This window comes from Microbacterium sp. EF45047 (assembly GCF_028472845.1).
Taxonomy (GTDB): domain Bacteria; phylum Actinomycetota; class Actinomycetes; order Actinomycetales; family Microbacteriaceae; genus Microbacterium; species Microbacterium neungamense.
The window spans coordinates 1086124-1101432 of sequence record NZ_CP069429.1; the positions used below are offsets into that span (position 1 = coordinate 1086124).

The 15309-nt window shown below is 72.0% G+C and carries 10 protein-coding genes and 1 pseudogene; 9 read left to right on the forward strand and 2 right to left on the reverse strand.

The annotated features are described in order from the left end of the window. Positions 1 to 60: 60 nt before the first annotated feature. Together JRG78_RS05190 and JRG78_RS05195 are read left to right on the forward strand one after the other, a co-directional pair. Entirely contained in the window at positions 61 to 1536 is a 1476-nt protein-coding gene (locus tag JRG78_RS05190) for an ABC transporter permease (RefSeq protein ID WP_259607947.1), read from the forward strand. Then, on the forward strand, positions 1533 to 2630 hold the full coding sequence (locus JRG78_RS05195; RefSeq protein ID WP_259607948.1) for an ABC transporter ATP-binding protein: 1098 nt from the start codon (positions 1533 to 1535) through the stop codon (positions 2628 to 2630). The genes JRG78_RS05190 and JRG78_RS05195 overlap by 4 nt, the downstream gene beginning before the upstream one ends. An 11-nt stretch (positions 2631 to 2641) precedes the next feature. On the opposite strand, the gene JRG78_RS05200 is transcribed toward JRG78_RS05195, so the two are convergent. Continuing rightward, positions 2642 to 5218 carry an AMP-binding protein gene (locus JRG78_RS05200; protein WP_259607949.1) on the reverse strand — a complete coding sequence of 859 codons (2577 nt, stop codon included), beginning with the start codon at positions 5216 to 5218 and terminating at the stop codon, positions 2642 to 2644. A gap of 191 nt (positions 5219 to 5409) precedes the next feature. On the opposite strand from JRG78_RS05200, the gene JRG78_RS05205 reads away from it, so the two are divergent. From JRG78_RS05205 to ilvC, 7 genes and pseudogenes are all read left to right on the forward strand, one after another. Further along, a complete protein-coding gene (locus tag JRG78_RS05205; protein WP_259607950.1) occupies positions 5410 to 6633 on the forward strand; it encodes an MFS transporter in 1224 nt (407 codons plus the stop codon). Between the two features lie 79 nt (positions 6634 to 6712). Beyond that, entirely contained in the window at positions 6713 to 8113 is a 1401-nt protein-coding gene (locus tag JRG78_RS05210; RefSeq protein ID WP_259607951.1) for an alpha,alpha-trehalose-phosphate synthase (UDP-forming), read from the forward strand. 32 nt (positions 8114 to 8145) lie between these two features. Continuing rightward, positions 8146 to 8943, forward strand: a complete 798-nt coding sequence (gene otsB / locus JRG78_RS05215; RefSeq protein ID WP_259607952.1) for a trehalose-phosphatase — start codon at positions 8146 to 8148, stop codon at positions 8941 to 8943. 9 nt (positions 8944 to 8952) lie between these two features. After that, positions 8953 to 10686 carry a dihydroxy-acid dehydratase gene (ilvD, locus tag JRG78_RS05220; protein ID WP_259607953.1) on the forward strand — a complete coding sequence of 578 codons (1734 nt, stop codon included), beginning with the start codon at positions 8953 to 8955 and terminating at the stop codon, positions 10684 to 10686. Positions 10687 to 10763: 77 nt separating this feature from the next. After that, positions 10764 to 12566 carry an acetolactate synthase large subunit gene (locus JRG78_RS05225; RefSeq protein WP_259607954.1) on the forward strand — a complete coding sequence of 601 codons (1803 nt, stop codon included), beginning with the start codon at positions 10764 to 10766 and terminating at the stop codon, positions 12564 to 12566. A gap of 3 nt (positions 12567 to 12569) precedes the next feature. After that, positions 12570 to 13079 (forward strand): acetolactate synthase small subunit, encoded by a 510-nt coding sequence (ilvN, locus tag JRG78_RS05230; protein ID WP_259607955.1) that lies wholly within the window; start codon positions 12570 to 12572, stop codon positions 13077 to 13079. A gap of 86 nt (positions 13080 to 13165) precedes the next feature. Further along, positions 13166 to 14209 (forward strand): annotated as a pseudogene (gene ilvC, locus JRG78_RS05235) (ketol-acid reductoisomerase); the annotation flags it as partial. A 143-nt stretch (positions 14210 to 14352) separates the two neighbouring features. Here ilvC and JRG78_RS05240 read toward each other — a convergent pair. Then, positions 14353 to 15285, reverse strand: a complete 933-nt coding sequence (locus JRG78_RS05240) for a hypothetical protein (protein WP_259607957.1) — start codon at positions 15283 to 15285, stop codon at positions 14353 to 14355. Between the last annotated feature and the right edge of the window lie 24 nt (positions 15286 to 15309).

Consider the following 15309-nt stretch of genomic DNA (forward strand, 5'->3'; position numbering starts at 1 on the left):
GCCGGGAACGCCACCGCGCGCCCGGCCGGACGGGCGTTCCCGTGGACGCTCGCGACGGGCGTGGCGCTCGCCGCGGCCGTCGCGCTGGTCCCGGTCGGGTATGTGCTGGTCTCCGCGGCGCAGACCGGTGGGCCGGCGCTCGCCCGGCTGCTGCTGCGTCCGATGGTCGGCGAGCTGACCGCGAACACGGTGCTGCTGGTCGTGCTGGGCGTCGCGGCCACCCTCATCGTCGGCATCGGCGGGGCGTGGCTGGTCGAGCGGACCGACCTGCCGCTGCGCCGGTTCTTCGCGGTCGCGCTGGCCGCGCCGCTGGCGATCCCGGCGTTCGTGACCAGCTACGGCTGGGCGACCGTGGCGCCCGCCCTCGGCGGCCTCGCCGGCGCGGTGCTCATCTCGGCGTGCGCATATTCGCCGCTGGTGTACCTGCCCGCCGTCGCCGCGCTGCGCGGGCTGGACCCGGCGCGGGAGGAGAGTGCGCGGTCGCTCGGGCTCGGGTCGTGGCGGGTGTTCCTGCGGGTGGTGCTGCCGCAGCTGCGTCTGGCGGCGCTCGGTGGCGGTCTCGTCGTCGGCCTGCACCTGCTCGCCGAGTACGGCGCCTTCGCGTTCCTCGAGTTCGACACGTTCACCACCGCGATCATGACCGCCTACCGGGCGAACTTCGGCGGCCCGAACGCCGCCGCGCTCGGGGTGGTGCTCACCGCGCTCTGCCTGCTGCTGGTGTGCGGCGAGTTCCGGATGCGGGGCTCGGTGCGACTGTCCAGCACCGCCCCCGCCCGCCCTGCCCGCCGCGCACGGCTCGGCGGCTGGACCGGCCCGGCGCTGCTCGCGCTGGCCGCGGTGGTCGCCGCATCCCTGCTGGTGCCGTTGTCCTCCGTGCTGCGCTGGGCGCTGCGTGCCGAGGCGGCGGACTGGCTGCCGGTGCTGCCGGCGGCGGGGCAGACCGTGCTCCTCGCCCTCGGCGGCGCGGCCGCGTGCACCGCGGTCGCCCTCCCCGCGGCCTGGCTCGCGGTCCGCCACCGGGGCCGTGCGAGCGGGGTGCTCGAGGGAGCGTTCTACCTGGCCGGCAGCCTGCCGGCGATCATCGTCGCCCTCGCGCTCGTCGCGGTGGTGCTCCGGGCGGCGCCGGCGTTCTACCAGACCGCCGTCACGGTCATCGTCGCCTACGCCATCCTGTTCCTGCCGCGGAGCCTCGTGCCCATCCGCGCCGGGTTGGCGCAGATCTCCCCGGCCTGGGAGGAAGCGGCACGGTCTCTGGGCGCGCCGCCCCTGGTCGCCCGGCTGCGGGTGACCCTGCCGCTGCTGGCCCCCGCGATCGCCGGCGGTGCGGCTCTCGTGGCGCTGGGGGCGGCGAACGAGCTCACCGCGACCCTGCTGCTCGCGCCGACCGGCACCGAGACCGTGGCGACCGGGTTCTGGTCGGCGGCGTCCGCGATCGACTACATCGCCGCCGCGCCGTACGCCGTGACGCTGATCGCCCTGTCGGTGCCCGCGGTGCACCTGATGTTCTCCGAAGCGACCTCGAGGGGGAGCGCATGACCCTTCAGCTCAGCGACGTCGGCAAGTCGTTCGGCGCAGCGCGGGTGCTCACCGGCGTCGGCTTCGACGTGCCCACCGGCTCCCGGATGGCGCTGGTCGGCGCCTCCGGGAGCGGCAAGAGCACCCTGCTGCGGCTGATCGCCGGATTCGAGCGGCCGGATGCCGGGCGCATCGCGCTGGACGGCGTCGTGCTCGCCGACGAGCGCACCCTGGTGCCGGCCCACCGCCGCGGCATCGGCTACGTGCCCCAGGACGGGGCACTGTTCCCGCACCTGACCGTCGCCCGCAACATCGCCTTCGGGCTGCCGCGCGGCGCGGCTCGCCGCGAGCGGGTGCGGGAGATGATGGCCCTCACCTCCCTTGCGCCCGAGTTCGCGGACCGGATGCCGCACGAGTTGTCCGGCGGGCAGCAGCAGCGGGTGGCGCTCGCGCGCGCCCTCGCCCCGGCCCCCCGCGTGCTGCTGCTGGACGAGCCGTTCAGCGCCCTGGACACCGGGCTGCGGGCGCAGACCCGGGAGGCGACGATCGGCATCCTCGAGCGCGCCCGCGTCACCACGCTCCTGGTCACCCACGACCAGGACGAGGCGCTCTCCTTCGGGGATCTGATCGGGGTCGTCGCGGACGGCGCGCTGGTGCAGCACGGCGAACCGGCCTCCGTGTTCGACGCTCCGGCCGACGCCGCCACCGCCGCCTTCCTCGGTGACGCGCTGCAGTTGAGGGCGCGGCGCGGGGACGACGGTGCGGTGCGGTGCGCCCTGGGAACGGTGCCGGTGCGCCACGACCGTGCTGCCGGTGCCGCCGAGGTGGTCGCGATGGTCCGGCCGAATCAGCTGGAGATCGTGGCGGAGGACGGATGCGGTGGCCGCGCCACGATCACCGCGCGCCGCGCCGTCGGCGCCCGTACCGAGTTGCGGCTGGACATCGAGGGCGACGAGAGCGCGCGAGTCTGGCTGCAGGTGCCCACGCACCGCGCGCAGGGCACCAGGGACGGCGACGTCGTCGGGTTGCGGATCGACGGCGGCGTGGTGCTCTATCCCGCGGCCCGCCTGAGCATACCTGACCCGACGGAGCGCACGGAACGGCAGCCCGCCTGAGCGCGCCGGGCTCAGGCCCGCGACGCCGCGACCCGTGCGCGCACCCCGCGCACCAGATCCGTGACCCGCCGGTGAAGCAGCCACGCGGCGATCCCGACGGCGAACGACAGCAGCGTGCCGAGGAGCGGCGCCGAGGCCTCGAACGGCGGGTACACCACCCAGTGCGTGAGGTACACGAACAGCGAGGCCGAGGCGAGGACGGTCAGCACCGGTCGCAGCGGGGCGGGTACGCGCACCGCCGGCAGCCAGACGAGGGCGAGCACCCCCAGGACGACGATCCCCTCGCGCAGCGGCTCGCCGAAGAACCCGGGAACGAGGGCGAGGCACGCGAGCGTCGCCAGCACGCGCCGGCCGACGCCGTCGGCCCGCGCGACCAGCCAGCCGAGGGCGAGGCACCACAGCACGGTGGGCAGCGCGTACCGTTCCAGGTGCTCCGCCGGCGCCGTCCCGAGCATCGCGAACCGCACGGCGGCGGCGGCGGCGAGCACGCCCACCGCGAACGCCCACGGCGCCCGCCGCTCCAGCCGGTCCACCGCCGGCACCGAGAACAGGGCGGCGAGGGCGAGCATGCTCCACACCATCGCCTCGAGGAACCAGAACTGCCACTGCTCGCTCCAGCGCCCCTCCGTGCCGCCGCCGGCGGTCGCGTTGTTCACCAGCAGCGCGGTCGCCAGGGCGTACTTGCCGCTCAGCAGGGCGACCGCGCCGATCCACAGCACCGCCGGCACCGCCACCTGCGCCGTCGCGCCCAGCAGCCGCGCCGGACGTGCGCCCGGTGCGGCGGACAGCGCGAAGCGGGCGACGTTGTAGCCGGCCACCACGAGCAGCAGGTGCGCGCCGCCCTTCAGGGAGAAGCCGTCGCCGCGGAACAGGTCGGCGTGCGTGCCGACGATGAGCACGATCGCGAGCGCCCGCAGCAGCACCGGCGTCTCCACCGCCGGGAACGCGCGGCGCCGGGACGGCTGCCTCTCGGCCGCTGCGGATGCCGGGGCCGCCGCCGCGGCGAGCTCCGCGGCGGAGCGGGACGGCCAGTCGCGGGGGAGCGTGCCGAGCAGCTCCTCCAGCTGCACCGAGGCCTCCACGTAGCTGAGCGAGTCGCCGCCGAGCGCGGCGAAGCCGTCCGCCTCAGTGGCATCGGGCCGGCCCGTGCACACCGCGAGCACGTCGCGCACCCGCGCCGCGGTGACCGGTCCGCTCGCGGCCCGCGCCGGCGAGGCCGCCGCCGTGCGGTGGTGGCGCACCAGTGCCGCGTTGTCCGGTTTGCCGGACGAGGTCACCGGGAACGCGTCCACCGCGTAGGCCTGCACGCTGCGAGCCGGGATGCCCACCCGGCGCGCCACGACCTCCCTGGCCCGATCCGCCTCGCGCTCGCTGTGCACGAACACCAGGAGATCCTCGTCGTCGGCGGCGGTGCGCGCCGGGATCCCCGCGTCCTCCAGCTCCCGCTGCACGGCGTCCAGATCGATCCGCAGGCCGAACAGCTTCACGAACCGGTTCATCCGCCCGACGATCTCGACGTAGCCGTCCTCCCGCCAGCGCGCGAGGTCCCCGGTGCGCAGCTCCTCGACCGTGCGGCCGAGCGCCAGATCCGCGGGCGACTGCGCGTACCCGAGCATCACGTTCGGGCCGGAGTAGACCAGCTCGCCGGCATCCGTCCCCTCCTCGATCTCGATCCGGAAGGAGCCGCCCGGGATCGCCCGCCCGATCGAGCCGGCCGCGCGCACGGCATCCGCCGGCGGCAGGTACGACATGCGCGCCGTCGCCTCGGTCTGCCCGTACATGGTGAAGAACGCGAAGCTCCGCCGCTCCCCGGCGCGGGCGAGGGCGCGCACGCGCTCGACGGGAAGGCGCCCGCCCGCCTGCGTCACGTAGCGGATGCTCGAGGGCAGCCGATCCGGCCCGCCGACGGCGTCGAGGAGGTCGAAGGAGTACGGCACCCCGGCGAACCCGGTGATCCGCGCCTCCTCCGCTCGGCGCCAGAACTCCTCGTCCGACACGGAGCGCTCGGTGAGCACGAGCCCGCCGCCGGCGAGGAGGTGGCTGTTCACCACCGACAGCCCGTAGCAGTAGTGCATCGGCAGCGAGGTGATCGCGCGGTCGGCATCCGTGAGGCCGAGGTAGTCGACGATCGCGGCCGCGTTGGCGAGCAGCGAGGCCCCGGAGATGCGCACCAGCTTCGGAGACCCGGTCGAGCCGGAGGTGCTCATCAGCAGCGCGAGGTCCTCGTGCAGCTCGTGCGCGGAGCCGTCCCGCCGCGGCCGCACCTCGCCCTCCGTCAGCTCGACGTCGGGATCGAAGCGCGCCGCGAGCGCCTCCCGGGTGCGGACGGCGGGCTCGTCGTCCCCGCCGGGCACGAGCAGCACCGGATGCCCGCCGGACAGGGCGGCCAGGTACCCGGCGATTGTGGCGGCGGTGTTGCGCGCCGGCAGCATCACCAGTCGCCGCGTGGTGCCGAGAGCGGCTCGGATGCCGGCGGCGCGGGCGGACAGCTCGTCGTAGCGGGCGGGGCCGTCGTCCGTCCAGAGGGCGACGGCGGACGGGTCGCCGCGGAGCAGGTCGACGGCGGGGGCGGGGGAGAGGGGGAGCACGCGGCCTCACTTCCAACCGGTCGGGAGCAAGGTGAGCCTAACCTATCCAGCCGGGATCCAGGGATTCCGGTGTCACACCGCGATATCATCGATCCGGCCCCACGGGCCACCAAGCTGTGTATCTACCGGCCGTCGGCACCCCGGCGGACAGCGGCGGCACCCGACCCCGCGTCCTCGGACGCGCGAGAGCCATGACACAGATCGCCCCTTCTCCCGGCCTGCTGCGACTGGCGGGACTTCCCTACTTCCTCATCGCGTTCATCGCCCGCCTCCCGTTCGCCATGAACGTCGTCGGCGTCCTCACCGTCGTCGTCTCGGCACGGGAGTCGCTGTCGCTGGGCGGTCTCACCTCCGCCGCCGTCGGCCTCGGCACCGCCCTGATCGGGCCGCTCCTCGGTGCAGCGGCCGACCGCTTCGGCCAGCGGCGGGTGCTCGCCGCGCTCGCGGTCGCCAACGCCGCCATGCTCGCCCTGTTCGCCGTCGTCGTCTACAGCGTCGCGCCCGACCCGATCGTCCTGCTCGCCGGGTTCGGCATCGGCGCCACGGCGCCGCAGGTGTCACCGCTGTCGCGGTCCCGGCTGGTCACCATCATCCAGGAGCGGATGCCGCAGGAGCGGCGGGTCCGCACCATGTCGGCCACCATGTCGTACGAGTCCGCGGCGGACGAGACGGTGTTCGTGTTCGGCCCGTTCCTGGTCGGCCTGCTCGCCTCCCTCCTGGCGCCCTGGGCGCCGCTCGCCGCGGCATCCGCCCTCACCCTCCTCTTCGTCGGCGCGTTCGCGCTGCACCCCACCGCTCGCCTGGTCTCCACCGGGCGCCACGAGGACGGATCCGCGCCCTCCGCGGTGGCCGAACTGTTCCGGCCCGCGCTGCTCGTCGTGGTGGTGGGCATCTTCGGGGTGGGCCTGTTCTTCGGGTCGATGCTCACCTCGCTCACCTCGTTCATGGCCGATCGCGACGCCTCCGAGCAGGCCGGACTGCTGTACGGCGTCATGGGCATCGGCTCGGCGGTGCTCGCGCTCGGGGTCGCCTGGCTGCCGGCCCGGTTCAGTCTGCGGGCGCGCTGGCTGGTGTGCGCCGCGGTGCTGGCCGCCGGGACCCTGCTCGTCGCGTTCGCCTCCTCCGTGCCGATGATGCTCGTCGCGCTCGCCGTCCTGGGCGTCGGGGTCGGGCCGACGCTGGTGACCCAGTACAGCTTCGGCGCCGCCCGCAGCCCGCTCGGCCGATCGGCCACCGTGATGACCATGCTCGGCTCGGGCGTCGTCGTCGGGCAGTCCCTCTCCGCAGCCGTCACCGGCCGGCTGGCAGAGCAGGCCGGCACCGGGGCGGCGCTGTGGATGCCGGCCGCGGCAGCCGCGATCGTGCTGCTCAGCGGCGTCGCCAACTGGTTCCTCACGCCCGCGCCGCGCTGGTGAACCGGGCCCTGCGCCCGGGCGTGTCCGGCGGGTGCACGGCGACACGGGTAGCCTGGAGGAAACGAGCTGAAGGAGTCCCGTGGTCGCTGCAGAGTTCGTCGTCGTCGCCAACCGCCTGCCCGTCGATCGGCTGGTGACCCCTGACGGCGAGGAGCTGTGGCGCACGTCCCCCGGGGGTCTCGTCGCGGCACTGGAGCCGATGATGCACACCGTCGACGGGGCCTGGGTGGGCTGGCCGGGCCAGGCCGACCTGGAGCTCGAGCCGTTCGAGGCGAACGGCATCCGGCTGATCCCGATCACCCTCTCCGAGGAGGAGGTCGCCGAGTACTACGAGGGCTTCTCCAACGACACCATCTGGCCGCTGTACCACGACGTCATCGCGCCCCCGCAGTACCACCGGGAGTGGTGGGAGGCGTACATGGCCGTCAACCGCCGGTTCGCGGAGGCCGCCGCCGACGCCGTCGCCGAGCACGGCACGGTGTGGGTGCACGACTACCAGCTGCAGCTCGTCCCGGAGATGGTGCGCGCGCTGCGGCCGGACGTCACCATCGGCTACTTCCACCACATCCCGTTCCCCGCGCACGGACTGTACGCCCAGCTGCCCTGGCGCGACCAGGTGCTGCGCGGGCTGCTCGGCGCCGACGTGATCGGGTTCCAGCGCGCGCAGGACGCCACGAACTTCCTCGCCGCCGTGCGCCGGCGGCTGCGGTACGAGGTGAAGGGCGCCTCGGTCACCCTCCCGGACGGGCGGACCCCGCTGGTCAAGGCGTTCCCGATCTCCATCGACACCACCCCGTACCGCGAGCTCGCGCAGCGGCCGGACATCCGCGCCCGCGCCGCAGAGATCCGGGAGAGCCTGGGCAACCCGCGCAAGATCCTGCTCGGCGTCGACCGGCTCGACTACACCAAGGGCATCCGGCATCGCATCAAGGCGTTCGGCGAACTCCTCGACCAGGGGCGCGTCTCGGTCGAGGAGGTGACGCTGGTTCAGGTCGCGAGCCCCAGCCGCGAGCGCGTCGATGCCTATGTGCACCTCCGCGACGAGATCGAACTGGCGGTCGGGCGGATCAACGGCGACCACGACACCATGGACCACACCGCCATCCGCTACCTGCACCAGGGATTCCCGCGGGAGGAGATGGTCGCGCTCTATCTCGCCGCCGACGTCATGCTGGTCACGGCGCTGCGCGACGGCATGAACCTCGTCGCGAAGGAGTACGTCGCCACCCGCGCCGACAACCGCGGCGTGCTCGTGCTCAGCGAGTTCACCGGCGCGGCGGACGAGCTGCGGCAGGCGGTGCGGGTCAACCCGCACGACATCGAAGGACTCAAGGACGCCATCATCACGGCGATCGAGATGACCCCGGGGGAGCAGGGGAGACGGATGCGGGCGCTGCGCAAGCGGGTGCTCGAGCACGACGTCGCCGCGTGGTCGTCCTCCTTCCTGGACGCCCTGGAGAAGGCCAGGGCGGCGCGCTGAGCGCGGACGCGGCGGAGACGGAGCATACGGACATGACCCGCACCTGGACCCCGGGCAGCCTCGACCCGGAACTGGCGGCCATCGCCGCGACGGAACGGCTCGTGGTCGCCCTCGACTTCGACGGCACCGCCTCGCCCCTCGTCGACGAGCCGATGTCGGCCCGCGCCCTGCCCGAGGTGACCGAGGCCGTGCAGCGCCTCGCCGCGCTGCCCGACACGGTCGTCGCGTTCGTCTCCGGGCGCAGCCTGGAGGACCTGCGGGTGATCGCCGAGCACGACGACGACTCCGCCATCGCGCTGGCCGGGTCGCACGGCGCGCAGTACTGGTACCCGGGCCACGGCGAGGTGGATGTGATCGAGGCCGAGCAGGTGGAGGGCACGCGCGAGGAGCTGTGGGCGGCCGCAAGGCCGATCATCGACCGGTACGAGGGCGTCGAGCTCGAGGAGAAGACCTACGGCATGGGCGTGCACGGGCGGCGCGCCGCACCCGAGGCCGAGGCCGCCGCGTTCGCCGAGGTGGACGCCCTCGTCGCCGAACGGTTCCCGCACTGGCGGCGCCGGCTGGGCAACCACATCCTGGAGTTCTCCTCGCGCATCGAGGGCAAGGACACCGCCATGCGGGTGCTGCGGGAGCGCTTCGACGCCACCGGCATTCTGTTCGCCGGCGACGACGTCACCGACGAGGACGCGATGCGCGTGCTCGGGCCGGACGACCTCGGCGTGCGGGTCGGGCCGGGGGACACCGCCGCGACCCTGCGCGTGGACTCCCCACAACAGATCGCGGCACTCCTCGGCGTCATCGCGGCGGAGCGCGCACGCCGCCGGGAATAGACTTCCCTCATGTCCTCGCACGAAGCCTCCGGCGGCGCGCCGGCCGCACGACCCGATATCGACATCAAGCCCCGCAGCCGCGTCGTCACCGACGGCATCGAGGCGACGACCTCCCGCGGCATGCTCCGCGCGGTCGGGATGGGTGACGCGGACTGGGAGAAGCCGCAGATCGGCATCGCGTCGAGCTGGAACGAGATCACCCCGTGCAACCTGAGCCTGGACCGGCTCGCGCAGGGCGCCAAGGAGGGCGTGCACTCGGGCGGCGGCTACCCGCTGCAGTTCGGCACCATCTCCGTCTCCGACGGCATCTCGATGGGGCACGAGGGGATGCACTTCTCGCTGGTCAGCCGCGAGGTCATCGCAGACTCGGTGGAGACCGTGATCATGGCGGAGCGACTGGACGGCACGGTGCTGCTGGCCGGCTGTGACAAGTCCATCCCCGGGATGCTGATGGCCAGCGCACGGCTCGGCCTGTCCAGCGTGTTCCTCTACGCCGGGTCGATCGCTCCCGGCTGGGTGAAGCTCTCGGACGGCACCGAGAAGGACATCACGATCATCGACTCCTTCGAGGGTGTCGGCGCCTGCCGCGCCGGCCGCATGACCGAGGAGGACCTGAAGCGCATCGAGTGCGCGTTCGCCCCCGGCGAGGGCGCCTGCGGCGGCATGTATACCGCCAACACGATGGCATCCGTCGCCGAGGCTCTCGGGCTCAGCCTGCCCGGGTCCGCCGCCCCGCCGGCCGCGGACCGCCGCCGCGACTACTTCGCGCACCGCTCCGGCGAGGCCGTGGTGAACCTGCTCCGCCAGGGCATCACCACCAAGGACATCCTGACGAAGGAGTCGTTCGAGAACGCGATCGCGCTCGCGATGGCGCTCGGCGGCTCGACCAACGTCGTGCTGCACCTGCTCGCGATCGCGCGCGAGGCGGAGATCGAGCTCAGCCTGCACGACTTCAACCGCATCGGCAGCCGCACCCCGCACGTGGCCGACATGAAGCCGTTCGGCAAGTACGTCATGAACGACGTCGACCGGCACGGCGGCATCCCGGTGATCATGAAGGCCATGCTCGACGAGGGCCTCATCTACGGCGACGCGCTCACCGTCACCGGCAAGACCGTCGCCGAGAACCTCCGTGACCTGAACCCCGACCCGATCGACGGCGAGGTGATCCACACCTTTGACAACCCGATCCACGCCTCCGGCGGCATCACGATCCTGCTCGGCTCGCTCGCGCCCGAGGGCGCCGTGGTGAAGTCGGCCGGCTTCGACGCCGACGTGTTCGAGGGGCCCGCGCGCGTGTTCGACCGCGAGCGCGCCGCCATGGACGCCCTCGCCGCCGGTGACATCAACCCGGGCGAGGTGATCGTGATCCGCTACGAGGGCCCCAAGGGCGGCCCCGGCATGCGCGAGATGCTCGCCATCACCGCGGCCATCAAGGGCGCGGGGCTCGGAAAAGATGTACTACTCTTGACGGACGGGCGATTCTCAGGCGGCACAACCGGCCTGTGCATCGGCCACATAGCACCCGAAGCGGTGGACGCTGGTCCCATCGCCTTCGTGCGCGATGGTGATCTTATTCGGGTCGATATCGCGGCTCGCACTCTCGACCTACTCGTCGACGAGTCCGAGCTCAGCTCCCGCCGCTCTGGCTGGGAGCCGCTTCCCCCGCGCTATACCCGTGGCGTTCTTGCCAAGTACTCCCGTCTCGTGCGCTCCGCCGCGGAGGGCGCGACGACCGGGTGACCGTCCGACAGTTCGGGGCGTGCCGGTGCCGGCGGCTACCGCCGGCATCCGCGCTCTGCTGATCACCGAGGAATGACATGACTGCTGATTCCGCTCCGGCCGTGCCACGGCCGCCCGCCCGTCCGGCCTCCCCGCCTGTGCTCACCGGAGCCCAGGCGGTCGTCCGCTCGCTCGACCTCCTCGGGGTCACGGACGTCTTCGGCATCCCGGGCGGGGCGATCATGCCCGTCTACGACCCGCTGCTGGACCACGAGTCGGTCCGTCACATCCTGGTGCGGCACGAGCAGGGCGCCGGTCACGCCGCCGAGGGTTACGCGTCCGCGACCGGGAAGACCGGCGTCGCGCTGGCGACCTCCGGCCCGGGAGCCACGAACCTGGTCACCGCGATCGCCGACGCGTACATGGACTCGGTGCCGCTGGTGTGCATCACCGGCCAAGTCTTCAGCCACCTGATGGGCACGGACGCCTTCCAGGAGGCGGACATCGTCGGCATCACCATGCCGATCACCAAGCACTCCTTCCTCGTCAAGCGCGCCGAGGACATCCCCGGCGCGATCGCCGCGGCCTTCGAGGTCGCCTCCACCGGCCGCCCCGGCCCGGTGCTCGTCGACATCACCAAGGACGCCCAGCAGGCCAGCGTGCCGTTCATCTGGCCGCCCAAGGTGGAGCTGCCCGGGTACCGCCCGGTGACCAAGGCGCACGGCAAGCAGATCCAGGCGGCGGCCGCGCTGCTCGCCGAGGCCAAGAAGCCGGTGCTCTACGTCGGCGGCGGCGTGATCCGCGGCAAGGCGTCCAAGGAGCTGCTCGCGCTGGCGGAGTCGACCGGCGCGCCCGTGGTGACGACGCTGATGGCCCGCGGCGCGTTCCCGGACTCGCATCCGCAGCACCTCGGGATGCCGGGCATGCACGGCACCGTCCCCGCCGTGCTCGCGCTGCAGGAGGCCGACCTCATCGTCGCCCTCGGCGCCCGCTTCGACGACCGTGTCACCGGCAAGGCCGAGCACTTCGCCCCGCACGCGAAGGTCGTGCACGTGGACATCGATCCGGCGGAGATCTCCAAGATCCGCACCGCCGATGTGCCGATCGTGGGCGACGTCCGCGACGTCCTGATCGACCTGGACACCGCGTTCCGCAGCGTCGTCGGCACCACCAAGCCCGACATCGAGGAGTGGTGGTCGTACCTGGACGGGCTGCGCGCCGAGTTCCCGCTCGGCTACGCGCCCACCGACGACGGCCTGCTCGCGCCGCAGTACGTGATCCAGCGCATCGGCGAGCTCACCGGGCCCGAGGCGATCTACGCCGCCGGCGTCGGCCAGCACCAGATGTGGGCCGCCCAGTTCATCAAGTACGAGCGGCCCAACTCGTGGCTCAACTCCGGGGGAGCCGGCACCATGGGCTACGCGATCCCCGCCGCGATGGGCGCGAAGGTGGCCGAACCGGAGCGCGTGGTGTGGGCGATCGACGGCGACGGATGCTTCCAGATGACCAACCAGGAGTTGGCCACCTGCGTCATCAACGAGATCCCGATCAAGGTCGCGATCATCAACAACTCGTCGCTGGGCATGGTGCGGCAGTGGCAGACGCTGTTCCACGGCGGCCGGCACTCGCACACCGACCTGAACACCGGGCACGACACCGTCCGGGTCCCCGACTTCGTCAAGCTCGCCGAGGCGTACGGCTGCCTCGCGCTGCGCGTGGAGACCGAGGACCAGGTGGATGCCGCCATCAAGACCGCGCTGGAGACGAACGACCGCCCCGTCGTGATCGACTTCGTCGTGAGCGCGGACGCCATGGTGTGGCCGATGGTGCCTCAGGGCGTGAGCAACAGCTACATCCAGTACGCGCGCGACCACGCGCCGGCATTCGATCAGGAGGCCTGAGCCATGTCCACACACGTGCTGAGCCTTCTCGTCGAGAACACGCCGGGTCTACTGACCCGCGTCGCCGGCCTGTTCGCACGCCGCGGCTTCAACATCGACTCGCTCGCGGTCGGCGTCACCGAGGTGCCCGGCATCTCGCGGATCACGGTCGTCGTCGATGTCGAGGACCTGCCGCTGGAACAGGTCACCAAGCAGCTGAACAAGCTCATCAACGTCATCAAGATCGTGGAGCTGGAGCCGTCCTCGTCGGTGCAGCGCGAGCACATGCTGATCAAGGTGCGCACCGACAACAGCACGCGATCGAACGTGCTCGAGGTGGTGAACCTGTTCCGCGCCTCGGTCGTCGACTACGCGCCGGACGCGCTGGTGATCGAGGTCACCGGCGACAAGGGCAAGGTCGGCGCGCTGCTGCGGGCGCTGGAGCCGTTCGGCATCAAGGAGCTCGCCCAGTCCGGCCTGCTCGCGATCGGCCGCGGCGGCAAGAGCATCACCGAACGGGTGCTGCGCGGTTGACCCGATCGTCGAACGAGCGCCGTCGCCTTCGCGGCCGTTGAGCGAGCGCAGCGAGACGAAGCGCAACATCTTCCAGAACCACACACAAGGAGAAACACACAGTGAGCACCGAGATCTTCTACGACGCTGACGCCGACCTGTCGATCATCCAGAGCAAGAAGGTCGCGATCGTCGGCTACGGCTCGCAGGGCCACGCGCACGCGATGAACCTGCGCGACTCCGGCGTCGAGGTCGCGATCGCCCTCAAGGAGGGCTCGAAGTCCATCGCCAAGGCGGAGGAGGCCGGCTTCCCGGTCAAGTCGGTGGCGGATGCCGCCGAGTGGGCCGATCTGATCATGATCCTCGCGCCCGACCAGCACCAGCGCACGATCTTCAACGAGTCGATCAAGGACAAGCTGACGCCGGGCAAGACGCTCGCCTTCGCGCACGGCTTCAACATCCGCTTCGGCTACATCGAGGCGCCGGAGGGCGTGGATGTCATCCTGGTCGCGCCGAAGGCCCCCGGCCACACCGTGCGCCGAGAGTTCGTCGCCGGCCGCGGCATCCCGGACATCATCGCGGTGGAGCGCGACGCCTCCGGCTCGGCCTGGGACACCGCGCTGTCGTACGCGAAGGCGATCGGCGGCACGCGTGCCGGGGTGATCAAGACCACGTTCACCGAGGAGACCGAGACCGACCTCTTCGGCGAACAGGCGGTGCTCTGCGGCGGCATGAGCCACCTGGTGCAGGCCGGCTTCGAGACCCTCGTCGAGGCGGGCTACCAGCCGCAGATCGCCTACTTCGAGGTGCTGCACGAGCTCAAGCTGATCGTCGACCTGATGTGGGAGGGCGGCATCGCCAAGCAGCGGTGGTCGATCTCCGACACCGCCGAGTTCGGCGACTACGTCTCCGGCCCGCGCGTCATCGACGCCGGCGTGAAGGAGCGGATGAAGGAGGTCCTCGCGGACATCCAGTCCGGCGCCTTCGCGAAGCGCTTCATCGACGACCAGGACAACGGCGCGAAGGAGTTCCTCGCCCTCCGCGAGAAGGAGCAGGGTCACCCGATCGAGGCGACCGGCAAGGAGCTGCGCGCCCTGTTCGCCTGGAAGCAGACCGACGAGGACTACGTCGAGGGCAGCGCAGCGCGCTGATCCACCCGGTCCCGCACCGGAACGGGGGCGCCTCTTCCGAGGCGCCCCCGTTCCGCGTTCCGGTGCATCGACGCCCGGATCTCAGGTGGGCGGCGGAACGTTCGGCCGTCAGACGCTAGGGGAGCGGAGCCCCGCGCGGGACGTCACTCGGCCGGGGCGTCCTCGACCTGGATCGGTGCATCGGCCGGGTCCGCCCAGACAGGGGCGGGAAGGAGCGTGTCGGTGGCGCCGTCACGGATCGCCCGGAGCGCCTCGACGATCTCCTGCGAGTTCTCGGGCACCGGCATCCCGCAGGTGCGCAGTTCGGATGCGAACTCCAACGTCAGCCGGGTCTTGCCGGCGGCGACCGCTTCCGCGGTGGTTCCAATCCGCTTCTCGCTGCCGGTCTGGATGTCGGGGACCTCTTCGCACACGTGATACACACCACCGCCGTCGACCCACACCACCTCGTCCTTCCCGAGCAGCTGGATCACGGTGGACTGGTCGGCGGTGTACTTCTCCACCGACGGCGGGTTGAAGTCGATGCCGAGAACCACGGCGAGGACGGCCAGCACGATGCCGACGATGCCCGCGGTCGTCTTCTGCCCCTTGTCCATGTCCTTGTTCAGGAAGATCAGGATGATCAAGGGCAGGAAGGCCACGATCGCGATGATCGCGCCGAGCTGGTTCTGTACGAAGAAGCGGAATGTGTCGGATCTGCGGGCCGGATCGAGCCGGTTGGCCTTCTTCCACAGCATCGAGCCGGTGATCGACAGCACGGCGATCACGACGAGCAGCACCAGCAGCGTGATGAACGCCCACTGCGGGAAGTGCGCGGTGACGCCCTGCTCCTCGAGCAGCCCGGTCTCGAGGTCGCGGACGAGGGTGCCGTCCTCGCCGACGAACTCCCGCTGGCGCAGCAGCCAGAAGATGCCGACGGCCTCACCGGCGATGGCGAGGGCCCAGAGCACCGCCGCGATCCAGCGGAACGTCGTCGCGCGCTTCTTCGACTCCGCCGTCGGCGCCCACTCCCGCGTCTCGGTCTCGCGTGCCGCGTCGGCCTGCGAACGCACCGACTTCCTGCTGCTCTCTGCCACGATCTCGTCCCTCCCCGAACGGTA

Coding starts and splice junctions, on each gene's coding strand:
- JRG78_RS05225 (WP_259607954.1), top strand. CDS start 10,764: ATGACTGCTGATTCCGCTCCGGCCGTGCCACGGCCGCCCGCCCGTCCG.
- JRG78_RS05205 (WP_259607950.1), top strand. CDS start 5,410: ATGACACAGATCGCCCCTTCTCCCGGCCTGCTGCGACTGGCGGGACTT.
- ilvD (WP_259607953.1), top strand. CDS start 8,953: ATGTCCTCGCACGAAGCCTCCGGCGGCGCGCCGGCCGCACGACCCGAT.
- JRG78_RS05195 (WP_259607948.1), top strand. CDS start 1,533: ATGACCCTTCAGCTCAGCGACGTCGGCAAGTCGTTCGGCGCAGCGCGG.
- ilvN (WP_259607955.1), top strand. CDS start 12,570: ATGTCCACACACGTGCTGAGCCTTCTCGTCGAGAACACGCCGGGTCTA.
- otsB (WP_259607952.1), top strand. CDS start 8,146: ATGACCCGCACCTGGACCCCGGGCAGCCTCGACCCGGAACTGGCGGCC.